This window comes from Methylobacillus methanolivorans, from assembly GCF_044751345.1.
GTDB lineage: Bacteria > Pseudomonadota > Gammaproteobacteria > Burkholderiales > Methylophilaceae > Methylobacillus > Methylobacillus methanolivorans.
In genome coordinates this window covers 13,646-36,489 of sequence record NZ_JBIWXY010000003.1, presented here as the reverse complement: position 1 = coordinate 36,489, position 22,844 = coordinate 13,646, and the positions used below count along the sequence as shown (strand labels likewise).

Below are 22,844 nucleotides of genomic sequence, written 5' to 3'. Positions count from 1 at the left end.
TTTCCATAGTACTCAGGCTGCTCCTGTCTTGCGTTTTGGCGGCAATCCCTCGGGCTTGCGCACGGCAAACCCATTGGGATAGCGCAAATCGGCGTAGCTGATTGCCACTTTCAGCCCGCCCAATGTCTGTTTGTAAACGCTGGCAAACTTCTGCAAGCGCGTTTCCATATCTTCCCGGCCCAGCTCAATCACCATGCCGCTGTTGGTCTTGATCTGCCAGGCACGGCGCGGGGTCAATGCCAACTGCGCGATATGCATGCCTGTGCTTGTCCCCAATATCTGGCTATACACGCCATATTGCTTGGCCACTTCCGCCACACCATCGCCAGGCCCGTAGAACACCGGCAAATCACTATCCGACGCTGCATGGAACAACTCGCCATACGTGTTCACCAAGGCAATATTGCCCCAGCGCGCCAGTTCCTTTTGTTCCTCAACCACCACTTCCAGCCGGTCTGGCCAGCGCTTCCGTACGCTAACCTTGCGTGCCCACGGCAGCTTCTGGAAGGCATCCCTGGCCTTCACCACATCCACCGTAAAGAAATTACCCTGCAAGTGCCTATCGACGATGAACTTGATCTGTTCACGCGTCACATGGTCCAGCTTGCCTTCCACCCGCACTTCCTTGAGCGGGAAAATCGGCAGGTGCACAATCACATACACCAGCCCGTACAAAAACATGACTGCTGCCAGCGCATTCAGCAGGTTCGCGATCCAGTTAAGGACGCGCGGCTTATCCCACATGCGCCAGCTCCAGCACCTTGAGCACCAGCTCATCGAAACTCAGGCCGATCGCCCTGGCCCCCATGGGCACGAGGCTATGGTCTGTCATGCCAGGTGAAGTATTCACCTCCAAGAAATAATGCTGCCCGGCTTCATCCATGAGGAAATCCACCCGGCCCCAGCCTTGGCCGCCCACCACGCGGAACGCCTGCAAGGCCTCTGCCTTGATTTTTTCTTCCAGCGCAGCATCCAGGCCACATGGGCAGAGATACTGCGTATCGTCGCGCAGGTATTTAGCTTCGTAGTCATAGAACTCGTTGGCAGGCACGATGCGGATCACCGGTAACACCTGATCACCGAGAATACCCACGGTATATTCGCCGCCGCCGACAAACTGCTCCGCAATGACCAAAGGGTCAGACTTGGCAGCCAGTTCATAAGCTGCCTTGAGGCCGCCTGCCGCTTTGACCTTACTAATGCCAATGCTGGAGCCTTCATTGGCAGGCTTCACGAACAATGGCAAACCCAAGCGCTGCTCTATCGCAGCAAAATCGCTATCGGCATTCACCAATTCAAATTCCGGCGTCACAACCCCGGCAGCACGCCACAGCAGCTTGGTGCGCCATTTATCCATGCCCACGCTGGAAGCCATCACGCCGCTGCCGGTATAGGGAATCCCCATTAACTCCAGGGCACCCTGGATAGTGCCGTCCTCGCCATAGCGACCATGCAAGGCAATAAAGACGCGGTCAAACGCTTTCAGTTCGCTCAGTTCACGCGTTGCAGGATCAAAAGCATGGGCATCCACGCCTCCGCGTAACAAGGCCGCCAGCACTGCAGCACCGCTTTTTAGCGATACCTCGCGCTCACCTGACTTGCCGCCAAACAGCACGGCTACCTTGCCGAAATTCCTACTCATGCCCATTTTCTCCAATCACTCTCACTTCTGGATGCAGTGCCACGCCCTGCTGTTGCTTCACCACTGCCTGCACATGCAGGATCAGCTGCTCAATATCCGTTGCCGTTGCTTCGCCCTGGTTGACAATGAAATTGGCATGTTTTTCCGACACCTCTGCCCCACCCAGGCGGTAACCCTTCAAGCCACTCGCCTCGATGAGTCGCGCAGCATGATCACCCGGCGGGTTGCGGAACACCGACCCTGCATTGGGCAAGTTCAGCGGCTGTGTCGCCAAGCGCCTCGCCAGCAGTTGCTTGATCTTTGCTTCAGCCTCCGTCGCATCGCCATCAGCCAGACGAAACCAGGCGGCCACGAACCACTCATCTGCCACCGGCATGTCTACATGGCGATAAGCCGTGCTAAATGCCTGGTGGTTACGCTCATGCACCTCACCAGCGCGGTCTATGGTCAACACTCGCTCGACGATTTCCCAGGTTTCGCCGCCATGGCAACCAGCGTTCATTGCCAGTGCACCACCCACGGTGCCTGGAATACCCGCCATGAACTCTGCGCCGTGCAAATGCTGGCGTGCAGCGAACTTGGCAAGCTTGGCACTGGTGACACCTGCCTCGGCATAGACCATGCCGTGATCCAGGTGTAATGCGCTCAACGCACCATGCATCAGGATGACCGTTCCCCTCACACCACCGTCACGCACCAACAGATTGGAACCCAGGCCAATGAAATACACAGGCTCACCCGCTGGCAGACCAGACAAAAACTGTTGCAAATCTTCGAGGCTGGCTGGCACATACAGGCAATCAGCCGCACCACCGGTGCGCCAGCTGGTATAACGCGCCAGCGGCTCGTTATGCAGCAGCTTGCCTGTCACGACAGTGGTCATGGCTGCACAGCCTCCAGCGCCATCGGTTGTACCGATGCCATGTCTTTGGTATTGGCTGCCACTTGGCCGATGGAGCCTGCCCCCATGACAATCACCACGTCGCCATCCTGCGCCATATCGATAATGGTTTGCGGCAACTCCTGCGGCGTATCAACAAACAGGGGCTCCACCTTGCCTGCCACCCGGATGGCACGCACCAATGAGCGGCCATCAGCGGCTACAATCGGCGCCTCACCCGCGGAATACACTTCGGTCAACAGCACCACATCCGCACCGGACAGCACCTTGACGAAATCCTCGAAGCAATCACGGGTGCGCGTGTAGCGATGCGGCTGGAAAGCCAGCACCAGCCTACGTCCTGGGAAGGCATCGCGTGCCGCAGCAATCACCGCATTCATCTCAACCGGGTGATGGCCATAATCGTCAATCAGGGTGAAGTGACCGCCATCCTTAGCTGGCACCTCACCGTAGCGCTCGAAACGACGGCCCACGCCCTTGAACTCGGCCAGCGCCTTCACAATGGCGGCATCAGGCACATTCAGTTCACTTGCTACAGCAATAGCCGCCAGCGCGTTCAGCACATAATGCTTACCCGGCAAGTTAAGCGTGACATCGAAGGTGGTGGTCACGCCGTTGATGCGGCTCACGGTGAAATGCATACGGCCATTCTCTGCCCGCACATTGCTGCCACGGATACGCGCTTCCTCCGAGAAGCCATAAGGCATCACCGGTTTGGACACTTGTGGCAGGATGGCACGGATATTCGGGTCATCGATGCAGACCACGGCCATGCCGTAGAACGGCAGGCGTTGCAGGAACTCGACAAACGCGCCCTTGAGGCGCTCGAAATCATGACCATAAGTATCCATGTGGTCAGCATCGATATTGGTGACCACGGAAATGATAGGTGTCAGGTGCAGGAAGGAAGCATCGGACTCATCGGCCTCGGCCACAATAAACTCGCCGGTGCCCAGGCGTGCATTGCTGCCAGAGGCTTCCAGACGCCCACCAATGACAAAAGTAGGGTCCATCCCGGCCTCTGCCAGAATGCTGGCAATCAGGCTGGTAGTCGTGGTCTTGCCATGCGTACCGGCAATTGCAATGCCCTGGCGGAAACGCATGAGCTCTGCCAGCATCAAGGCCCGCGGTACGATAGGGATGCTACGCTCACGCGCTGCCACGACTTCGGGATTATCATCCTTGACCGCGCTGGAAATCACCACCACATCCGCTTGCCCCAGGTTTTCTGCCGCATGCCCCAAGTGCAAGGTGGCGCCGAAGCCAGCCAGCCTGCGCGTGGTCGCATTATCTGCCAGATCAGAGCCGCTCACGCTGAACCCCAGGTTGAGCAGCACCTCGGCGATACCGCTCATGCCAGAGCCACCGATACCAACAAAATGTACGTGTTTTACTTTATGTTTCATGGGCGCGTCCCTCCCTGCACTGGCAGGGCAATACTTTCCAATTCGTTGGCTATCGTGTCTGTTGCTTGTGGCCTGCCCAGCTCGCGTGCGGCTTGCGCGATGGTCAGCAAACGGCTGCGTGTTAACTCCTGCAACAAACCAGCTAACCTTTGCGGCGTCATTTCCTGCTGCGGCAAATGAATCGCCGCATTGTGCTCAGCCATCCAGCGCGCGTTGTCGCGCTGATGTGACGTTGTCGACACCACCAGCGGCACCAGGATGCTGGCGACACCTGCAGTGGCCAACTCACTCACCGTGATTGCCCCGGCTCGGCATACCAACACATCAGCCTGTGCATAAGCACTGGCCATATCATCAATAAACGGCACCACATTGGCCTCTACACCAGCTGCCGCATAAGCTGCACGCAAGGCATCAATATGCTGAGCACCAGATTGATGCGTCACCAGTGGACGCTGTTTGGCGGGCAACAAAGCCAAGGCCTTAGGCAAAGTGGCATTAAGCACTTGCGCCCCCAGACTGCCCCCCACCACCAACACATGCAGCGGACCACTCCGCTGGGCGAAGCGTTGCTCTGGTGTTGCAATATTCATAATCTCGGTGCGAACCGGGTTACCTGTCACGCGTGCCTTGAAAGCCATATCGCCCAAGGAGGTCGCGCCACCGTCAAAACCAAACAACACACGGCGCGCATGCTTGACCAACGCACGGTTCGACATCAGCAGTGCCGCATCCGCATTAACTAACGCCAGCGGCACACCAGCCACTCGTGCCGCCCAGCCTCCTGGCACAGTCACGTAACCACCCATACCAAGCACAACCTGCGGCTTCAATGCACGCATCAAACGCCATGCAGATAATGTTGCACCGACCAAGCGGAACACACCCAACAGGCTATGCTTCCAGCCCTTGCCTCGCAGTCCTGAGAACTGGAGCTGCGTCATCGGCAAGCCACTAGGTGGCACCAGGCGGTTTTCCATGCCATGCGTCGTGCCTAGCCAATGTACCGTCCAGCCGCGTTCCTGCATTGCCTTGGCAATAGCCAGGCCTGGCATCACGTGTCCACCAGTGCCGGCAGCCATGATGAGTACAGTTTTACTCATGCTGGCAATCCTTTTTGAAGCCGACGATTTTCCCAATCAATGCGCAGGAGAATTGCCAGGGCAATACAATTAGCCAGAATGCCGCTACCGCCGAATGACAGCAGAGGCAAGGTCAGCCCCTTAGTAGGCAATACGCCCATATTCACGCCGATATTGATAATGCTTTGCACGCCGATCCAAACACCTATGCCTTGTGCAAGCAGGGCGGAGAAGTAGCGCTCGTTGGCAACCGCTTCCTTGCCGATGCGGAAGGCACGAATTACCAGCCAAGCAAACAGGCCAACCACCACCATGACACCGATAAAGCCCAGCTCCTCGGCAATCACCGCCATCAGGAAGTCGGTATGTGCTTCAGGCAAATACAGGAGTTTTTCCACGCTGGCACCCAGGCCAACGCCTAGCCACTCACCACGGCCAAAGGCAATCAGCGCGTGTGAAAGCTGGTAGCCCTTGCCGAATGGGTCGGCCCAGGGATCCATAAAGCCAATCACGCGTTGCAAGCGATATGGTGAACTCCAGATCAAGCCCACCACGGCCACCGGCAGCAAGGCCACCAGTCCGCCAAAAATACGGCCATTAATCCCGCCCAGCCACAGAATCGCCATCGAGATAGAAACGATCACGCTAAATGCGCCGAAATCAGGCTCGCGTAGCAGCAGCCAGCCTACAACGACCATAACAGCGACCATCGGCAGGAAACCACGCTTGATGCTATCCATCACCTCAGCCTTGCGGATGGTGTAATCGGCTACATAGATCGCGGCAAACAGCTTCATGAATTCAGAGGGCTGCAAATTGATCACGAAGAGCGACAACCAGCGCTGGCTACCATTGACGTTGCGCCCCACGCCGGGCACCAACACCAGCACCAGCAGGAACAAGCCCAGCATGAATAGATAAGGGGCCATCTTCTGCCAGAAGCGCGTAGGCACCTGGAAAGCGACCAGGCCTGCCAGCAGGCTTATCACCAGGAAGATGCTATGGCGCACAAGGAAATACGTGGGCTGATGCCCTGTCATTTTGTCGGCCTCGGCCAGCGCGATAGAGGCGGAATACACCATGACCAGGCCTATGCCCAGCAGGGTCAACACTACCCAGACCAATGCTTGATCATAAGTAGAGGAGGAAGAAGGCAGGCGGTCACGACCACTCAGCATGTACATCATGTTCTTCATGCCCGCACCTCACTTACTTGCAGGTCATGCACGGCCTGCACAAAAACCTCGGCGCGGTGCACGTAATTGCGGAACATATCCAGGCTGGCGCAAGCGGGTGACAACAGTACGGCATCGCCTGGCTCGGCCAGTTTGAAAGCTTGCTCCACAGCACTTTCAAGGCTGGCGGCAGGCTCAAGTTGCACACCTGTCTCCTGCAAGGCTGTAGCGATCAAGCCAGCATCGCGCCCGATCAACACAACAGCACGTGCATGCTGAGCCACAGGGGCTTGCAATGGGCTGAAATCCTGCCCTTTGCCATCGCCACCAGCGATCAAGACAACTTTGTTCGACAGGCCATTGAGTGCCGCGCAAGTGGCTCCAACATTGGTGCCCTTGGAATCATCATAGAACGAGACACCACCCACATCAGCCACCCACTGCACGCGATGCGGCAAGCCTGTGAAATCACGCAAGGCTTGCAAAGCCACGGCTTCATCAATATGTAGCGCACTGCACAAGGCCAATGCAGCTAATGCATTGGCTGCATTGTGCAAGCCAGCAATTTTGAGTTGGGAAACCGGCATCAATTGGCGCTGGCCTTGCGCCAGCCAGACATCGCCCGCTTCGTGTAGCAAGCCAAAATCCATGTCGCTGACAGGCAGACCCAAGCCAAACGTCAGCTTCGCTATGCCGTCAATCGCCATTTCACGGCTCCAGGCATCATCAGCATTGAGCACTTGCAGGCTGGCATGGGCAAAAATACGTGCCTTGGCATTGGCATAGGCCTGCATGCCTTCGTAACGATCCATGTGGTCTTCGCTGATATTGAGCACCGTGGCTGCATCAGCCTGGAGACTGTAAGTCGTTTCCAATTGAAAGCTGGATAGCTCCAGCACATAAACTTCAGCGGCTTCATCCATGGCCTCAAGCACGGGCAGGCCGATATTGCCTGCCACCACGGTCTTGAAGCCAGCGGCTTTACATATTTCACCCACCAGCGTGGTCACAGTGCTTTTGCCGTTAGCCCCGGTAATGGCAATCACCTTGGCATTCGCCGACTTTGCCTGGGCAAATAGCTCAACATCACCCACAACCGGAATACCACGCACGATAGCTGCCTGGATTTCAGGCTCAGCAACAGGAATACCAGGGCTAACCACGATCAACTCTGCATGCTCAAATGCCGCTGCAGTCAATGCGCCCAAATGAATGCTGAGCCCCGGAAACTCCTGCTTGATGTCCTCCAGGCCAGGCGGCGTTGCACGCGTGTCTGCAACGGACAGGCGCGCACCCTGGCGCGCAAGCCAGCGCAATGCCGAAAGGCCGGTATTACCCAGCCCTAGCACCAGCACTTGTTTGTCCTTGAGTTGCAGCATATTGTCTTGACCGGTTTCTTATCTCAACTTCAATGTAGAAAGACCTACCAGCACCAGCATCATGGTGATGATCCAAAACCTGACGACGACTTGCGTCTCTTTCCAGCCCTTGAGCTCATAGTGGTGATGCAAAGGCGCCATGCGGAAAATCCGCTTGCCGGTGAGCTTGAATGAGCCGACTTGCAACATCACGGAAATAGTCTCCATCACGAACACGCCCCCCATGATGAACAACACGATTTCCTGGCGCACGATCACCGCGACGGTTCCCAACGCTGCACCCAGTGCCAACGCGCCAACATCGCCCATGAATACCTCTGCCGGGTAAGCGTTGAACCAGAGGAAGCCCAATCCAGCCCCACCGATGGCGGCACAGAACACGGCCAGTTCACCGGCACCTGGCACATAAGGCACGCCAAGATACTTGGAGAAATACAAGTGGCCCGCCACATAGGCGAAGACGGCCAACGCGCTCGCCACCATCACGGTGGGCATGATGGCGAGGCCATCCAGGCCATCAGTCAGGTTGACGGCATTACTGGTGCCGACAATGACGAAATAAGTCAGCACGATGAAACTCACCACACCCAATGGCAGCACCAAGTGCTTGAAGAATGGCACGATCAACTCGGTTTCAGCAGGCACCGTCGCGGTGTAAAACAAATAAACTGCGACGCCCGCACCAATCAATGATTGCCAGAAGTATTTAGCCTTGGCGGACAAGCCCTTGGGATTGCGGTAGACCACCTTGCGCCAATCATCCACCAGCCCAATCACGCCAAAACCTAGCGTCGTGATCAGCACAACCCAGACAAAGCGATTGGTCAGGTCGGCCCAAAGCAAGGTCGAGACTGCTATCGCAATCAGAATCAATGCACCGCCCATGGTGGGCGTACCTGCCTTTACCAAGTGGGTTTGCGGGCCATCGTCACGCACGGACTGGCCTACCTTGTATTCGGTCAACTTGCGGATCAGCTTGGGCCCGACCAGGAAAGAGATAGCCAATGCCGTCAATGTCGCAAGCACGGCACGCAAGGTAATGTAATTGAACACATTAAAGCCGCGAATATCCTGGGCCAGCCAGCGAGCGAGTTCAAGCAACATGATGGTTCTCCTTTTGTTCTTGCAGCAGGTCGACGACCCGCTCCATGCGCATAAAACGCGAGCCCTTGACCAGGACCGTGGTATCAGGTGTCAGTTCAGGTAGTAATGCAGTCGTTAGTGACTCAACCGTGTCGTAGTGGCTAGCGCCGCTGCCATACGCCTGGACTGCCTGTTCGGCCAATGCGCCCAATGCATACAAGCCATCCAGCCCGGCTGCCTTGGCATAAATCCCCAGCTCAGCGTGCAATGCCTGCTCGTTCTCGCCAAGCTCACCCATATCGCCCATCACCAACAAACGCTTGCCAGACTGGTGAGCCAATACATCAATGGCAGCACGCATGGAGGCAGGGTTGGCGTTGTAGGTATCATCAATGATCAAAGCACCTTGCTGGCCGGGCTTGCGCTGCAACCGCCCCTTGACGCCACCAAAGCCGTTTAGCCCCATTGCGATTGCATCCAGGGATGCCCCTACGGACAAAGCTGCAGCAGTAGCTGCAAGTGCATTCCTGATATTGTGCAAACCTGGCACAGGCAAACGGAACGATTGCTCACCGACAGGCGTCGACAAATGCAACTTACTGCCATCGGCCTCCAAGCTATACTCAGCACTGACATCTGCCCCTGCATTGAGACCGAATGTAAGTACCTTGTGCTCAGCCGCCAATGTTTGCCAGAAACCCGCAAAGGCATCATCCACATTGATGACTGCCGTGCCATCTGCCACTAAGCCTTCAAAAATTTCACCCTTGGCTTTTGCCACACCCTCGACTGAACCCAGGCCGCCCAGGTGGGCAGAGGTCGCGTTATTGATCAGGGCCACATCAGGGCAGCCAATCTTTGTGAGATAACTAATCTCGCCGGCATGGTTCATGCCCATCTCTACCACGGCATAACGGTGCGTTTCACGCAGGCGCAGCAAGGTCAATGGCAAGCCGAGATCATTATTAAGATTGCCTTGGGTTGCCAGCACGGCATTCTCCGAACCGGCTGCAACACGCAGGATAGCCGCCAGCATTTCCTTGACACTGGTCTTGCCATTGCTGCCGGTAATCGCCACCACAGGAATACTGAATTTTTGTCGCCAGTAAGCGGCCAGGCAACCAAGCGCCAAACGGGTGTCATCCACCAAGACCGCAGGCAACGCATCAACCTCATGCGACAACAGCACGGCTGCCGCACCTTGCTTCAATACATCGCAGGCATAATCATGGCCGTCAAAATGCTCACCCTTGAGCGCAACAAACAATTGCCCGGCTTCCAGCTTACGGCTGTCGGTACCGACAGACTGAATCAGTACATCCTCACCCAGCAGGGTGCCGCCTGTCGCCTTTGCGATTTCAGACAAATACATCATGCCGCGGCTCCCAAGGCGCTAGCAGCCACTGCAGCATCGTTGAATGGATAACGCACACCGGCGATTTCCTGGTAATCCTCATGCCCCTTGCCCGCAATCAGCACGACATCTCCAGCCTGGGCAGACCTGACTGCCTGGACAATAGCGCGTTCGCGGTCTGGCTCCATTTGCGCCAACCCATGCAAGCCCTTCACGATCTCATTGATGATCGCTGCTGGCTCTTCACTACGTGGATTATCTGAAGTCACCACCACCTTATCTGCTAGCCTTGATGCAACCTCTGCCATGAGTGGGCGCTTACCTTTATCTCTATCACCACCACAACCAAATACACAGACCAGCTCTGCCTTGGCTTGCTCGCGCAAGGCTAACAGTGCTTTTTCCAAAGCATCGGGCGTATGGGCATAATCCACTACCACCAGCGGTTGATCACCCCCACCCAACTGCTGCATGCGGCCTGGTGCAGGACGAATCTCAGCCAGCACACTCACGGCATCTTGTAACTCAACGCCTGAAGCCAACAATGTCGCAAGCACCGCAAGCAGATTGCTGGCATTGAAACGGCCGACCAGCTTGGCATGCAGCGTCGCGGCACCTTGCGGGGTCTGTACTTGCATATGCAAGCCATCTGCATCGAAATACAGATCATGGCCGCGTACATCGCCACCGCTCAAGCCATAGCTCAAGGTTGGCTGACCGCGGGATTTGAGCTCGCTCAGTAGCTCCCGGCCAAAAGCGTCATCCTGGTTGAGGATGGCCATTTGTAAACCGTCGACATAAAATAATTTGCGCTTGGCATCAGCGTAGCTGGCCATATCGCCGTGGTAATCCAGGTGGTCGCGCGTCAAGTTGGTCAACACCGCTACCTTGAAGGCCACCCCACTCACGCGGCCTTGATCCAGGCCGTGCGAAGACACTTCCATCGCAGCAACTTGAGCACCAGCGTGCAAGTAGTCTGCGAGCATAGCTTGCAGGTGGATGGGATCAGGCGTGGTATTAACAGCCACAGATAAAGCATCCGGGAAGCCATTACCCAACGTGCCAATCACAACCGCCTTATGCTGCAAGGCATTGAATGCCTGTGCCAGCCAATGGCTGCAAGAAGTTTTGCCGTTGGTACCCGTCACGCCTATCATCCAAAGTAAACGCGATGGGTGTGCATAAAACTGCCCGGCGATTTGACTCGTTTGCTGCCGCAGGCCAGAAATTGGCTGATTGAGCACAATCCATGCAGGGTTCCAGTCAAAACCTTCCTGCTCCCAAAGTACGCCCGTAGCGCCTTGCGCAATGGCCTGCCCAATAAAGCGACGGCCATCGGCCTGCTCACCTGGATAAGCAAGAAACAGGTTGCCAGCCTTCACTTGGCGGCTATCAGAGGTAATGCCAGTGAAATGGTTTACATCAAGGCTAGGCAGGCTCATACCACCTCCTTGATTTCAGGCAGATCATCTACCGGAATGACGACGTTATTGTTCGGTGCATCCTGCGGCACAGCCAGCATACGCAAAGCACCAGCCATCACCTTGCTGAATACCGGTGCAGCCACCGTACCGCCGTAATACTTGCCGCCGCTTGGATCATCTATCATCACGGCAATGATCAGGCGTGGATTGGATGCGGGTGCAAACCCGACAAATGAAGACACATAATGATTAGCCTGGTAGCCGCCTACGCCTGGCTTATGCGCCGTACCAGTCTTGCCACCTACGCGATAGCCCAGCACCTGCGCACGAGGTGCGGTCCCACCAGGCTGGATCACGGTTTCCATCATATCTTTCAAATGCCTTGCGCTTTCTGGCTTATAGACTTGATGTCCTACTGGTGGCTCCTTGAGCTTGAGCAAAGATACCGGCAATACGGCACCATCATTGGTGAATACCGTGTAGGCCCGCGCCAGCTGTAACAAAGTCAGGCTGATACCATGCCCATACGACATGGTAGCCTGTTCAATCGGACGCCAGGTTTTGTAGTTGCGCAATTTGCCAGAAGCCTCCCCAGGGAAGCCAATGCGCGTGGGAGAGCCAAAACCCACTTGGTTGTAAATGCTCCACATGTAATGCGGCTCCATGCTTAGCGCCATTTTGGCGGAGCCGATATTGGAGGATTTCTGGATGACTTGAGCCACTGTCAGCAAGCCTTGTTGGTGGGCATCACGTATTGTGGCCGTGCCTATACGCATCGCACCAGGCGATGTTTCGATCAGCGTGCTGGGCTTGTAGCGCCCACTATCTAAGGCCGCCGCCGCTGTAAATGGCTTCAGTGTAGAGCCAGGCTCAAAGGTATCGACAATGGCACGGTTGCGTGACCGCCCGCCGGTCAGGTTCACAGGATTATTCGGGTTATAACTGGGGACATTGGCCATGGCCAATACTTCGCCAGTCTTGGCATCCAACACCACTGCAGAACCGGCCTTGGCCTTGTGTTCTTCCACCGCAGCCGCCAATTCCCGATAAGCCAGGTATTGGATCTTGCGATCAATGGACAACGTTAGATCATGACCATCCTGCGGCACCTTGACTGCCTCCAGGTCTTCCACAATACGGCCTTGCCTATCCTTGATCACACGGCGGCTACCGGGCTTGCCTGACAACCACTTTTGCGAATGCAGTTCAAAGCCTTCCTGGCCGTTGTCATCAATTCCGGTAAATCCAACCAGGTGAGCAGTCACTTCCCCAGCAGGATAGTAACGGCGGTATTCACGCTGCATGAATACACCAGGAATACCTATCCCCATCACTTGTGCGGCGAGCTCTGGTGGCAAGCGTCGCTTGAGGTACACAAACTCGCGCTGCGTGTTATCAAACTTGGCTTTTACCACTTCCCGCTTGAGCTTGAGTATGCTGGCTAGCTTTGTCAGTTGTTCAGGTGTTGCCTTGACATCGGGCGGGCTGGCCCAGATAGATTCAACCGGCGTGCTGATCGCCAGCGGCTCACCATAGCGATCCGTAATCTTGCCGCGATGCGCAGGCAAGCTTAGTAAGCGGCTGTAACGCGCATCGCCTTTTTGCTGTAAAAATGCTTTATGCACACTTTGCAAATACACACTGCGCCCCAGCAGGACGGCAAAACCGCCCAGCACCACCGCCAACAATAAACGGCGACGCCACACTGGCAGCCTGACTACCACGCGCGGTTTAGAACCAACGCCACGGGTACGCATTGCATGCATCATGGCGCCACCACCTGTATACGAGCAGGGTCTGGCACCTGCATATTCAGGCGCTTCTCAGCAATGCGCTCAATACGTGAATGCATGGCCCAGGTGCTTTGCTCCAACTGCAATTGTCCCCACTCAATCTCGTACTGTTTCGCCATATCCTCTTGCTGCTGCAACTCGATATACAGCTTGCGCGCCTTGTGTTGTGACGTAATCACGCCGAGCGCCGCCACAATAACCACCAAAAAGAGGATAAGGTTGAGCTTCACCATCATTGCACCGCGGTTCTTTCCGCGACGCGCAGCACCGCGCTACGCGAGCGAGGGTTACGCTTCACCTCAGCTTCACTTGGGCGAATGGCACGACCAACCGCCACCAAGCGTGGCTGTGGCAAGTCTTTAGCGCGCACCGGGAAATTGGCAGGCAAGTCGTCCCTATCCTGCTCAGCACGCACAAAGCGCTTGACGATGCGATCCTCCAGCGAATGAAAGCTGATCACAGCCAAGCGACCTTGCGGAGCCAGCACAGATAAACACTGAGGAAGTGTCAGCGACAATTCCTCAAGCTCCTGATTGATGAAAATCCGTAGAGCTTGAAAGGTGCGCGTCGCCGGGTCTTGGCCAGGCTCGATTTTGGGGACCGCCCCTGCCACGATCTTGGCAAGTTGTCCGGTAGTGGAGATGACCATCCCTCCTGTGCGCTGCGCAACAATCGCCCTTGCAACCTGTTTAGCAAACCGTTCTTCACCATATTCCTTGATTACCCCCGTCAATTCCTGTTCAGTCGCCGTCGCAATAAACTCCGCGGCAGTCTGCCCACGACTTTGATCCATACGCATATCAAGCGGGCCATCAAACCTGAAGCTGAAGCCGCGCTCGCCCTCGTCGATCTGCGGAGAAGAAATCCCCAGATCAAGCAACACACCATCTACTCGTTGAATATTCAGATCTGCCAGCACTTGTGCCATGGCAGCAAAATGACTATGGACGATCGTGAATCGCGCATCCTGGATATTCCGTGCCGCCTCAATGGCAGCCAAATCACGATCCAACGCGATCAACCGCCCTTGCGGCCCCAGTTGCTCCAGCATCTTGCGACTATGCCCGCCGCGACCAAACGTACCGTCGACATAAATGCCATCGGGCTTGATCGCCAGAGCCTCCACTGCCTCATCCAACAAAACCGTTACATGCTGAGAAACCTGGGGAGCGGGTACATGGCGAATGCCTGCACTCACAGCGAGAAGCCCTCCAACTCGGCCGGCAACTCCATATTCTCGGCTGCCATCACTTGCTGCAACTGAGCGCGCCAAGCCTCCATCCCCCACAACTCGAAATGGCTACCCTGCCCCACCAGCATCACCTGCTTCTCAAGCCCGGCAAATTCACGCAAGACTGGTGAAACCAGCAAACGACCAGCGCTATCCAGCTCGACATCCTCGGCAAAACCAACCAGCAAACGCTGCAAGGCACTGGATTGACGATCAAAACTGGAAAGTGCCATCACCTTGGACTGGATAGGCTCCCAGGAAGGCTGGGGATATAGGAGCAAGCAACGATGAGGATGCGCAGTCAGGACAAGACTGCCCTCACTTTGAGCGTGCAGGGCGTCACGGTGCTTAGCTGGCACAGCCAGCCTGCCTTTGGCATCCATATTCAAAGATGTCGCACCGCGAAACATGAGGCCCCTTTACCGGATACTGGCACCATTTCGCACAGGTGACAGCATGTTGTGTTAATGAAATCAGGAGTCGAGAATCGCCAACCACCTGGAGATGAGCAATCAACTTTTGGCTGGCGATACCCCACAAAACTCCACTTTTCTCCACTAACACCCACTATAGATAAAAAAAAATGCCAATGCAAGGGCTTTTTTAGGATTTTTCCTTTACAGGACAATGACTTAGACGATTTCCATGAGAAAATTTTTATCCTTAAAAAATAAGGAGATAGGAAATGTAGTGAAAGTGCTTTATGAGAAACGCTAAAGAGGTGATTGAATCTTGGTAGAAGGGATGAAAAAGAGAAAGTATTGACCGGGCTGGTCGCAAAAATACAAGAAAATGAAGCTGGCCGATAAGCCGGGTTTTGTTCCCGCAATGCGGGTGGCAGCCATTCATCTAGGCCTGGCGTTACCGCCAGGCTCGAGCAGCCTACCCGGTAGCAGCGCGAGCCACGCCATTGCTACCCTATTTGGCCTTGCTCCGGATGGAGGTTACCGCGTTTCACATCCACCTTGCGGCTTACTCGTCTCTGTGGCCCTATTCCTCGCCTTGGCCTTCATGTTTTGCAACATAAAGGTTGCTGCGTACGGCCGTTAGCCGTCATCCCGCTCTATGGAGCCCGGACTTTCCTCCCCTCGCTTACGCGAGCGGCGGCTGCCTGGCCAGCTTCGGCGTCAGTTTACCACAAGCCCTGCCTAGAGCACGCAAGGACCAGGGCAAACCAAGCAATGCTTACTTCAAGCGCCAGGCAATGGTGCTGCCTGCACGCAAAGGCACCAGCTCATCATCGACAAATGGCAGGCTGACTGGCACTTCCCATGTCGCCTTCTCTAGCGTGACCGTATCCACATTGCGGGGCAAGCGATAAAAATCTGGCCCATAAAAACTGGCAAATCCTTCCAGTTTATCCAACGCACCTGCCGCCTCGAATGCCTCTGCATATAGCTCTATGCCAGCATGTGCGGTGTACATGCCCGCACAACCGCAAGCCGCTTCTTTTGCAGACTTGGCATGGGGAGCACTATCTGTACCCAGGAAGAACTTGGCACTGCCAGAAGTCGCCGCGGCAACCAAGGCCAGGCGATGCTCTTCGCGCTTGAGTACAGGCAAGCAATAATGATGTGGCCGAATCCCGCCATTAAACATGGCATTACGATTCATCAGCAGGTGATGCGCTGTCACGGTAGCTGCGATATTGTCAGGCGCCTGGGCAACAAAGTCAGCCGCATCCTTGGTCGTAATATGCTCAAATACCACACGCAAGCCCTGGAAGCGCTGCAACAAGGGGATCATATTACGCTCGATAAACACCCGCTCACGGTCAAACACATCAATATCGGCATCAGTGACTTCCGCATGCACCAGTAAGGGAATGCCGTGTTTCTCCATAGCTTCCAATGCTTGCACACAATGACCAAGATTGGTCACGCCAGAGTCCGAGTTGGTCGTCGCACCAGCTGGATAAAGCTTCACACCATGCACAATGCCACTTTCCTTGGCCAATGCTATGTCTTCCGCACTGGTATTATCTGTCAGGTACAAGGTCATCAAGGGCTCAAACCTTGAACCTGCTGGCAAAGCCTGCAAAATGCGCTCGCGATAAGCCCGCGCCAGCGCAGTGGTCGTCACAGGCGGGCGCAGATTGGGCATTACGATCGCACGCCCAAAGCGCTGTGCAGTATCAGGCAGCACTGCAGATAAAGCTGCGCCATCGCGCAAGTGCAGATGCCAATCATCAGGACGGGTAATCGTGATCGTAGTCGTCATGAAACTCTCTATTCAATATATCTAACTATAGTATTCAGGATTGCTTGAGACTGAGGGCCAACTCATAAAGTGCATTTTTCTTGGCCCCGGTAATCTCAGTGGCAAGCTTGACCGCCTGCTTCAAGGGCAACTCAGCCAATAGCAAGGTCAGCACCCGCACCGCCTCATCATCAAGTACAGCGACTTCCTTTACAGGTGCAGGCGCTACCAACAGTACAAACTCACCCCGCTGGCGATTACTATCAGCTTCCAGCCACTCCCTCGCTTGTGCCAATGGCAAACGATGTATGGTTTCAAAGGTCTTGGTCAGCTCACGGGCAATAATCAGGGTGCGATCCTGCCCGAGCACAGTAGCCATATCTTCCACGCTATCCAGCACCCGGTGCGGCGCCTCATAAAACACCAGCGTTACCGCGACATCTGCCAACGATTGCAAGGCAGAGCGACGCTGGCTACCGCTAGCTGGCAGAAAACCATGGAACTGGAACCCTGGCGTCATCACGCCAGATGCCGACAGCGCAGCCACCACGGCAGAAGCACCTGGCAACGGCACCACCTTAATGCCTGCTGCGTGCGCCAAATCAACTACCACAGCCCCAGGATCACTCACGCCCGGGGTACCGGCATCACTGACCAGCGCGACAGACTCCCCTGCCTGCAAGCGTTGTATCAATTGCTCACCCGCCTTGCGTTCATTGTGCTCGTGCACCGCCACCAGCTTTTTCTGCAGGGCGAAATGCGATAGCAGCCCTGCCGTATGCCGCGTATCTTCCGCGGCAACCACATCCACCGCTTTTAGCACCTCCAGCGCCCGCAAGCTGATGTCTTGCAGGTTTCCAATTGGCGTGGCTACCACATATAATGTTCCACTATGATCCAAAGACTGCTCGCCCTTCTGTATTTCACATGGATGTTGCTGCCCATGCAGGTTATGGCAGCGACGACTGTTCCCAACACCGTCCCGCCCGAGACTCGATTCCACGAGGGCATGGTATGCCTGCAGACCCGCAACATCGATTGTGCCACGCTGGTACTGAACCGGATTCCCAGCCAGTCGGCTTATGCCAAGCTGTTGGCAGGTAATATTGCTGCTGCGCAACAGGACTTTGATTCTGCCTTCAGGCTACTGCTGCCATTAAAAGCCAACCCATCACTCAACAACGAAGCAGCCGCAAGTTTACACGCAAGCCTTGCGCTCGCCTATGAGCAAGAGCCTGATCCCTTACGTGCATTGACTGAACGGGTCATCGCCGAGAAGTTTCTGGATGATGACCCAAGCCGCAATCAGAATCATGAGAAAATCTGGGTTGGTTTGAGTCAGCTCAGTCGTGAGGACCTCGTCAACATCCGTGGCGAAAGCCCGGATACTGATATCCAGGGCTGGATTGACCTTGCCCTGGCTGCCAAAGAGCAAAACGATAGCGCACTGAAAACCTGGGCCGACTTTTACCCCGGCCACCCGGCAAGCAAAGGCTTTAGCCAACAGCTCCTTGCCCAGCGCCCACAAAACGCAGCAACAACCACAAATACTGCGGCCATCGACAATCAACCGGGCGGCAAGATAGGCATTATCCTGCCCTTCGCGGTAGAGGCTTACTACCCAGCTGCGGATGCTATAGAGCAGGGGTTTGCCGCTGCCCAATCACAAGCGAAAGATCAACGCGAACTCACGCTATACGCGACCGATGGCAACCCGGCCAATATTGCCGACACCTACCAACATGCCGTCAATGATGGCGTGCAAGTGATTGTGGGGCCGCTCACGCGAGATGAAGTCACCCGCTTAAGCCAACAGGCAATTACCATCCCCACCCTGGCCTTGAACCAAAGTGACACCGCTGCCAGCAACACACCCAACCTCTATATCTTTGGCCTGCCGCTTGAAACGGAAATTGCTCAACTCGTCAGACTGGCACAACGCCTGGGCATGCAAACTGCCACGATCGCAACCGGCAGCAACCACTTAGCTGAGCGCATGGCCGAAGCCTTCAATAGCGCATGGACCGCAGCAGGCGGACGCATTACGCAACAGCTGGCATTTACGGACGGCAGCAACCCAACAGAACTACAGGCCAAAATCACCGCAAGCCCGGCAGATATGATTTTTCTTGCGGCCAATTATGAGGAAGCCAGGACCATCCGACCTTATCTTGATACAGCCACGCCCACCTTTGCCACCTCACACATTTATGCAGGCGTAGCACAAGATAAAGAAAACGATGTCCTGAATGCGGTACGCTTCCTGGATATGCCCTGGTTACTCAAGCCAGATGCAACGGAATTTGCCAGCCTGCGCCCCTCCGCTGCTGACCTTCCGCCGGGAGAAATGCAGCGCTGGTTTGCATTAGGTGCAGATGCCTATCGCATCCTCACTCACCTGAGCCAGCATCCGCAGCAAGCACAGACTTTGCAGGGACTCACAGGCAAGATTAGCATTTCACCTGAAGGCGTGATTAGCCGCGAATTAGCCAATGGCCGCTTCAGCGCACAAGGTGTCGTGCTGGAAACCACTCCTTGAAGCAACTCGGAGATGATGCCGAAGCCCTGGCCGCCAATTACCTGCAAAGCCAAGGTTTATCATTGCTGGCACGCAATTATCGTTGCCGATTTGGCGAAATAGACCTCATCATGCAACAAGGCAGCAGCATTGTTTTTGTTGAGGTGCGCATGCGCAGCCAAACCAGATTTGGCGGTGCCGCTGCCAGCATCAATGTTCCCAAGCAGCAAAAACTGATTCGCACTGCCGAACACTTTCTGCAACAACACGGCAACCAAGCTCCCTGCCGCTTTGATGCAGTGTTGCTCACGGGACTCAACACAAATCATATTGAATGGATTCAGGACGCATTTAGCGCCTGATAGCGAAAATAACTACCGACATCACACCATGAATGATCTTCACACCCGCATTACCGCACATTTTGAAGAAAGCGGACACCTCAAGCTTGAGCTAGCCGAGCTGCTGGCAACACCCATTGCCAACTCCGCAGAATTGATTGTTCAAGCACTACTCAATGAGAAAAAGATTCTTGCATGCGGCAATGGCGGCTCCGCCTCGAATGCACAATACTTCGCATCTCGCATGCTCAACCGCTATGTGCATGAACGTCCTGGATTAGCCGCTATCGCCCTGCCTGCCGACATTTCAACCCTGACATCGATTGCCAACGACAATCACTTTGAACAGGTGTTTGCGCGGCAAATCACTGCTCTCGGCCATCACGGAGACATCCTGCTGGCCCTGAGTACCAGCGGCAACTCTAAGAATATCCTGCACGCCATCTCAGCAGCCAAGGAAGCAGGCATGCACGTCATCGCCTTTAGCGGTGGGGATGGTGGCGAGCTCGTGGAACTTCTGACAGAAGAAGATATCCATATCGGGGTGCCGCACGAGCACCCTGCCAGAGTCCAGGAAGTTTATATGTTGACCCTGCATTGCATCTGCGATGCCATTGATTGTCTTTTGTTAGGAGTGAATTAATATGCGCGCACTTTCCCGCTTACCACTAGCCCCCGTATTCCTGGCGCTGGCTTTATCTACCCAACTTGCCGCTTGCGTGCCCGCCGTCATTGGCGGCGCAGCGGCTGGCGGTGCCATGGCTGCCGACCGCAGAACTTCTGGCATCTATATCGAAGACCAGAACATAGAGCTCAAGGCCTCTCACGCCGTGAAGCAAGAACTTGGGGAAAAGAACAACATCACGGTCACCAGTTACAATCGCAATGTCTTGCTCACCGGTGAAGCTGTAGACGCAGCCAGCAAGGAAGCTGCTGAAAAAGCCGTGCGCACTGTCGATAACGTACGCAATATCACCAATGAGATCGTGATTGATACCAAGAGCACCTTTAGCGAGCGTAACAATGACACCTACATCACCTCCAAGGTGAAAGCACGCATGGTGAAGGAAAATCGCTTCCCCTCTAACTATGTCAAGGTAGTGACAGAAGCTACAACCGTGTTCCTGCTCGGCATTGTGACCAAGCAAGAGGCTGAAGATGCCGTAGACATTGCCCGTAGCACCAGCGGCGTAAGCAAGGTCGTCAAGGTATTTGAGTATATCGACTAAGCAACACTATCACACTGCCACCCAATCAGCCCGTGCGGCTCGATTGGGTGCTAGAATGCCCTACAAGATTGAGCGAATGGTTATACAAGTATGAGCACGACAGAAAAATCAGGCATCAACGAAATCATCATTCAAGGCTTAACCCGTGCTGGCAAGCCTTTCCGTCCCAGCGACTGGGTAGATAGAATGTGCAGCACATACGCCAGCTTCGGCGCAGATCGCAAGTTGCGTTACTCACCTTATCTCAAGCCTCGCGTTATTGAAGGTGTACGTTGCCTGGCTGTCGACCTGAAGCTAAAGGATACAAACCCTGAAGGCTTCAACCAACTCATGCATTTTGTCGATGAGAACCAGCTCAATGTGCTGGATGCCGACGGCAACAGCATTTCTGCGCAATAAATACTCTCAACCAGTCCACCACATAGGTAAGAAGCCGGTAAAGCGCCACAGGCTTTATTCAGGCAGTGACAAAACAACCAAGACTAATTACCATCCCCACTTTAAAGGGGATTAAGATGAGGGGACGGTCTTGAATTTGAATGTACCAGTGCTGGTGGATCATCCACTCATTGTCGCGGAGACAAGGCCAGCCAAGATTCTCAAGTTCCTGAACGCGCTTCCGGTCACCAATATTCTGGAAACCTCCCAAGCGTTGCAAGAAGAGCTGGAAATCCTGAATAGGCAAAAGGTTGCAGCGGATACCAGGATCAAAGCACTGGAAACTTACCGCCCGGCGATCATTTCGACCACGGAGTCGCTTGCTAACCACTACTGCAACGCGCCGCTTCCTCTCCCTGAGCAAGAAAAGCAATATGCGGCTTTAGCCAATACCTTGTGGACGGAAATGGCCTACGGCTACAAGCTTGCGCTGCTTGACTTTGAAGCCAAGCTGTTCAAATTTGGCGGCACCAAACCCCTTGCGCAGTGCCTGCATCGCATACTCGATGCCTTGCGCATGCAGCTCGAGATTTATTATGAAACCTATCGGGCGCAACCTCCTTCACTCTGGGGCGAGTTGCACCAAGTGTATTCTTTTGCCGTACAACGCGAGTTAGAAGCCAGTACGGTTGAAGATCCAGTACGCAATCAACTCTTGCCGATCAGCCATATTTACAAGCAAGCACTCTTGCTCAGCTTGGCTGACCCGCAACATCTCTCCCAGAGAGACATCAAGTTAACCTGCGACTACATTACCCGATTCGCACATCTCACCCAGCTACAACGCCCTGAGACTATTGAAAACCCAGCGGCTATTTTCCTGATCTCCAGCAACCGGGATAAACCACCCGTACCGCTAGGAAAACGCTTGCGCAAAGTCGACGAAGAACAAGATTTCTTCTTATTGACTATGGATCTCGCCCGCCAGATCCACCAACACATCAAACAAGGCCAGCTTGGCCCATTCCCGGCAGAAGCTGGCTTGCCAGAAAGTGCAAGCCAACCACGTTACCAGGATTTGCTGACCTATTTACTGCGTCATTGGGGAGCATCTCCCAAGCGAATTTTCACGCGCACACCGAAGAATGATGGCATTGAGCTGGCGATTGGTTTACCAGCATTGCATCACACACTCATCACCAAGAACCTGTCTACTTTAGACAACATCCCTGGCAAGCTGCCTCGCAATTCACGCTGGCAAGCACTCAACATCAGCGCAGGCGGTATGGCCTTGCGTAAACTGCCTGCGGCGGAAGCGCACTTACATATTGGTGACTTGGTCGGTGTAAGAATCAGCCATACCACGCACTGGGCAATTGGTGTGTTGCGTTGGGCAAGCCATACGGAGAATCGCCATCTAGACATCGGCATCCAGCTCTTAGCGCCAGAAGCCAAGCCTATCAACATGCAGACAGAAGATAACGGCGCTGTACCCTTGTTCTTGTTGCCCGAAATACCTACGCTCAAGCAGTCGCCCTCCCTGATTGGCGCACCTGGCACTTATGGCCCGGCAAAAACCATAGAGCTGCTGCTTGAAGATGGGAGCCATCAACGCGTGATGATTACGCGGCTGATCGAGCGCACCAATCAATTTGATCACTTTCAGTTCAGCACGGTATAAGCACTCTAATCAAGCACCAGCATAGTGC

22 protein-coding genes and 1 other RNA gene are annotated in these 22,844 nt (G+C 55.0%); 6 read left to right on the top strand and 17 right to left on the bottom strand.

The window, feature by feature from the left end:
- Window positions 1–12: 12 nt before the first annotated feature.
- The 17 genes from ACIKP9_RS12510 to rsmI form a co-directional block, all read right to left on the bottom strand.
- Window positions 13–744: a cell division protein FtsQ/DivIB gene (locus ACIKP9_RS12510; RefSeq protein ID WP_400883494.1), complete on the bottom strand. Its 732-nt coding sequence runs from the start codon at window positions 742–744 to the stop codon at window positions 13–15.
- On the bottom strand, window positions 734–1,642 hold the full coding sequence (locus ACIKP9_RS12505; protein WP_400883491.1) for a D-alanine--D-alanine ligase: 909 nt from the start codon (window positions 1,640–1,642) through the stop codon (window positions 734–736). The genes ACIKP9_RS12510 and ACIKP9_RS12505 overlap by 11 nt, the downstream gene beginning before the upstream one ends.
- Window positions 1,635–2,525 carry a UDP-N-acetylmuramate dehydrogenase gene (gene murB, locus ACIKP9_RS12500; protein WP_400883488.1) on the bottom strand — a complete coding sequence of 297 codons (891 nt, stop codon included), beginning with the start codon at window positions 2,523–2,525 and terminating at the stop codon, window positions 1,635–1,637. Before murB ends, ACIKP9_RS12505 begins: the two co-directional genes overlap by 8 nt.
- Window positions 2,522–3,949, bottom strand: coding sequence for a UDP-N-acetylmuramate--L-alanine ligase (gene murC, locus ACIKP9_RS12495; protein WP_400883485.1), 1,428 nt, complete (start codon window positions 3,947–3,949; stop codon window positions 2,522–2,524). Before murC ends, murB begins: the two co-directional genes overlap by 4 nt.
- A complete protein-coding gene (murG, locus tag ACIKP9_RS12490; protein WP_400883482.1) occupies window positions 3,946–5,052 on the bottom strand; it encodes an undecaprenyldiphospho-muramoylpentapeptide beta-N-acetylglucosaminyltransferase in 1,107 nt (368 codons plus the stop codon). The genes murC and murG overlap by 4 nt, the downstream gene beginning before the upstream one ends.
- The gene (gene ftsW, locus ACIKP9_RS12485) at window positions 5,049–6,227 is read right to left on the bottom strand and encodes a putative lipid II flippase FtsW (protein WP_400883479.1); all 1,179 of its coding nucleotides are present in this window, start codon (window positions 6,225–6,227) and stop codon (window positions 5,049–5,051) included. Before ftsW ends, murG begins: the two co-directional genes overlap by 4 nt.
- On the bottom strand, window positions 6,224–7,585 hold the full coding sequence (murD, locus tag ACIKP9_RS12480; RefSeq protein ID WP_400883476.1) for a UDP-N-acetylmuramoyl-L-alanine--D-glutamate ligase: 1,362 nt from the start codon (window positions 7,583–7,585) through the stop codon (window positions 6,224–6,226). Before murD ends, ftsW begins: the two co-directional genes overlap by 4 nt.
- Before the next feature lie 18 nt (window positions 7,586–7,603).
- Window positions 7,604–8,689, bottom strand: a complete 1,086-nt coding sequence (gene mraY / locus ACIKP9_RS12475) for a phospho-N-acetylmuramoyl-pentapeptide-transferase (RefSeq protein WP_400883473.1) — start codon at window positions 8,687–8,689, stop codon at window positions 7,604–7,606.
- Window positions 8,679–10,043, bottom strand: coding sequence for a UDP-N-acetylmuramoyl-tripeptide--D-alanyl-D-alanine ligase (locus tag ACIKP9_RS12470; RefSeq protein WP_400883471.1), 1,365 nt, complete (start codon window positions 10,041–10,043; stop codon window positions 8,679–8,681). Before ACIKP9_RS12470 ends, mraY begins: the two co-directional genes overlap by 11 nt.
- Entirely contained in the window at window positions 10,040–11,464 is a 1,425-nt protein-coding gene (locus ACIKP9_RS12465; protein ID WP_400883468.1) for a UDP-N-acetylmuramoyl-L-alanyl-D-glutamate--2,6-diaminopimelate ligase, read from the bottom strand. Before ACIKP9_RS12465 ends, ACIKP9_RS12470 begins: the two co-directional genes overlap by 4 nt.
- Window positions 11,461–13,215, bottom strand: a complete 1,755-nt coding sequence (locus tag ACIKP9_RS12460) for a peptidoglycan D,D-transpeptidase FtsI family protein (protein WP_400883465.1) — start codon at window positions 13,213–13,215, stop codon at window positions 11,461–11,463. Before ACIKP9_RS12460 ends, ACIKP9_RS12465 begins: the two co-directional genes overlap by 4 nt.
- Window positions 13,212–13,475 (bottom strand): cell division protein FtsL, encoded by a 264-nt coding sequence (gene ftsL / locus ACIKP9_RS12455; protein WP_400883462.1) that lies wholly within the window; start codon window positions 13,473–13,475, stop codon window positions 13,212–13,214. The genes ACIKP9_RS12460 and ftsL overlap by 4 nt, the downstream gene beginning before the upstream one ends.
- Window positions 13,472–14,437, bottom strand: a complete 966-nt coding sequence (gene rsmH, locus ACIKP9_RS12450; RefSeq protein WP_400883459.1) for a 16S rRNA (cytosine(1402)-N(4))-methyltransferase RsmH — start codon at window positions 14,435–14,437, stop codon at window positions 13,472–13,474. Before rsmH ends, ftsL begins: the two co-directional genes overlap by 4 nt.
- A complete protein-coding gene (mraZ, locus tag ACIKP9_RS12445) occupies window positions 14,434–14,880 on the bottom strand; it encodes a division/cell wall cluster transcriptional repressor MraZ (RefSeq protein ID WP_230348971.1) in 447 nt (148 codons plus the stop codon). Before mraZ ends, rsmH begins: the two co-directional genes overlap by 4 nt.
- A gap of 380 nt (window positions 14,881–15,260) precedes the next feature.
- Window positions 15,261–15,593, bottom strand: an RNA gene (rnpB, locus tag ACIKP9_RS12440) — RNase P RNA component class A.
- Between the two features lie 62 nt (window positions 15,594–15,655).
- Window positions 15,656–16,690, bottom strand: a complete 1,035-nt coding sequence (pyrC, locus tag ACIKP9_RS12435; protein ID WP_400883455.1) for a dihydroorotase — start codon at window positions 16,688–16,690, stop codon at window positions 15,656–15,658.
- Window positions 16,691–16,724: 34 nt separating this feature from the next.
- On the bottom strand, window positions 16,725–17,570 hold the full coding sequence (gene rsmI, locus ACIKP9_RS12430; protein ID WP_400883452.1) for a 16S rRNA (cytidine(1402)-2'-O)-methyltransferase: 846 nt from the start codon (window positions 17,568–17,570) through the stop codon (window positions 16,725–16,727).
- Here rsmI and ACIKP9_RS12425 point away from each other — a divergent pair.
- From ACIKP9_RS12425 to ACIKP9_RS12400, 6 genes are all read left to right on the top strand, one after another.
- Complete coding sequence (locus tag ACIKP9_RS12425; RefSeq protein ID WP_400883449.1) at window positions 17,562–19,208, top strand: penicillin-binding protein activator; 1,647 nt, start codon at window positions 17,562–17,564, stop codon at window positions 19,206–19,208. The two genes, rsmI and ACIKP9_RS12425, sit on opposite strands and share 9 nt — an antisense overlap.
- On the top strand, window positions 19,205–19,549 hold the full coding sequence (locus tag ACIKP9_RS12420; RefSeq protein ID WP_400883446.1) for a YraN family protein: 345 nt from the start codon (window positions 19,205–19,207) through the stop codon (window positions 19,547–19,549). The genes ACIKP9_RS12425 and ACIKP9_RS12420 overlap by 4 nt, the downstream gene beginning before the upstream one ends.
- 28 nt (window positions 19,550–19,577) lie before the next feature.
- The gene (locus ACIKP9_RS12415; RefSeq protein ID WP_230348976.1) at window positions 19,578–20,171 is read left to right on the top strand and encodes an SIS domain-containing protein; all 594 of its coding nucleotides are present in this window, start codon (window positions 19,578–19,580) and stop codon (window positions 20,169–20,171) included.
- A gap of 1 nt (window position 20,172) precedes the next feature.
- Entirely contained in the window at window positions 20,173–20,757 is a 585-nt protein-coding gene (locus ACIKP9_RS12410; protein WP_400883443.1) for a BON domain-containing protein, read from the top strand.
- Between the two features lie 90 nt (window positions 20,758–20,847).
- Entirely contained in the window at window positions 20,848–21,156 is a 309-nt protein-coding gene (locus ACIKP9_RS12405; RefSeq protein ID WP_400883440.1) for a DUF3579 domain-containing protein, read from the top strand.
- 130 nt (window positions 21,157–21,286) lie between these two features.
- Entirely contained in the window at window positions 21,287–22,816 is a 1,530-nt protein-coding gene (locus tag ACIKP9_RS12400) for a hypothetical protein (protein WP_400883438.1), read from the top strand.
- Window positions 22,817–22,844 lie beyond the last annotated feature (28 nt).

Excerpts from the sequence above, each read along its gene's own strand:
- murB (WP_400883488.1), bottom strand. The coding sequence starts at position 2,525 with ATGACCACTGTCGTGACAGGCAAGCTGCTGCATAACGAGCCGCTGGCG.
- mraZ (WP_230348971.1), bottom strand. The coding sequence starts at position 14,880 with ATGTTTCGCGGTGCGACATCTTTGAATATGGATGCCAAAGGCAGGCTG.
- ACIKP9_RS12465 (WP_400883468.1), bottom strand. The coding sequence starts at position 11,464 with ATGAGCCTGCCTAGCCTTGATGTAAACCATTTCACTGGCATTACCTCT.
- ACIKP9_RS12415 (WP_230348976.1), top strand. The coding sequence starts at position 19,578 with ATGAATGATCTTCACACCCGCATTACCGCACATTTTGAAGAAAGCGGA.
- ACIKP9_RS12460 (WP_400883465.1), bottom strand. The coding sequence starts at position 13,215 with ATGATGCATGCAATGCGTACCCGTGGCGTTGGTTCTAAACCGCGCGTG.
- ACIKP9_RS12425 (WP_400883449.1), top strand. The coding sequence starts at position 17,562 with ATGATCCAAAGACTGCTCGCCCTTCTGTATTTCACATGGATGTTGCTG.
- mraY (WP_400883473.1), bottom strand. The coding sequence starts at position 8,689 with ATGTTGCTTGAACTCGCTCGCTGGCTGGCCCAGGATATTCGCGGCTTT.
- ftsW (WP_400883479.1), bottom strand. The coding sequence starts at position 6,227 with ATGAAGAACATGATGTACATGCTGAGTGGTCGTGACCGCCTGCCTTCT.
- ACIKP9_RS12510 (WP_400883494.1), bottom strand. The coding sequence starts at position 744 with ATGTGGGATAAGCCGCGCGTCCTTAACTGGATCGCGAACCTGCTGAAT.
- ACIKP9_RS12470 (WP_400883471.1), bottom strand. The coding sequence starts at position 10,043 with ATGATGTATTTGTCTGAAATCGCAAAGGCGACAGGCGGCACCCTGCTG.
- murC (WP_400883485.1), bottom strand. The coding sequence starts at position 3,949 with ATGAAACATAAAGTAAAACACGTACATTTTGTTGGTATCGGTGGCTCT.
- ACIKP9_RS12405 (WP_400883440.1), top strand. The coding sequence starts at position 20,848 with ATGAGCACGACAGAAAAATCAGGCATCAACGAAATCATCATTCAAGGC.
- ACIKP9_RS12505 (WP_400883491.1), bottom strand. The coding sequence starts at position 1,642 with ATGAGTAGGAATTTCGGCAAGGTAGCCGTGCTGTTTGGCGGCAAGTCA.
- murD (WP_400883476.1), bottom strand. The coding sequence starts at position 7,585 with ATGCTGCAACTCAAGGACAAACAAGTGCTGGTGCTAGGGCTGGGTAAT.
- murG (WP_400883482.1), bottom strand. The coding sequence starts at position 5,052 with ATGAGTAAAACTGTACTCATCATGGCTGCCGGCACTGGTGGACACGTG.
- ftsL (WP_400883462.1), bottom strand. The coding sequence starts at position 13,475 with ATGATGGTGAAGCTCAACCTTATCCTCTTTTTGGTGGTTATTGTGGCG.
- pyrC (WP_400883455.1), bottom strand. The coding sequence starts at position 16,690 with ATGACGACTACGATCACGATTACCCGTCCTGATGATTGGCATCTGCAC.
- ACIKP9_RS12410 (WP_400883443.1), top strand. The coding sequence starts at position 20,173 with ATGCGCGCACTTTCCCGCTTACCACTAGCCCCCGTATTCCTGGCGCTG.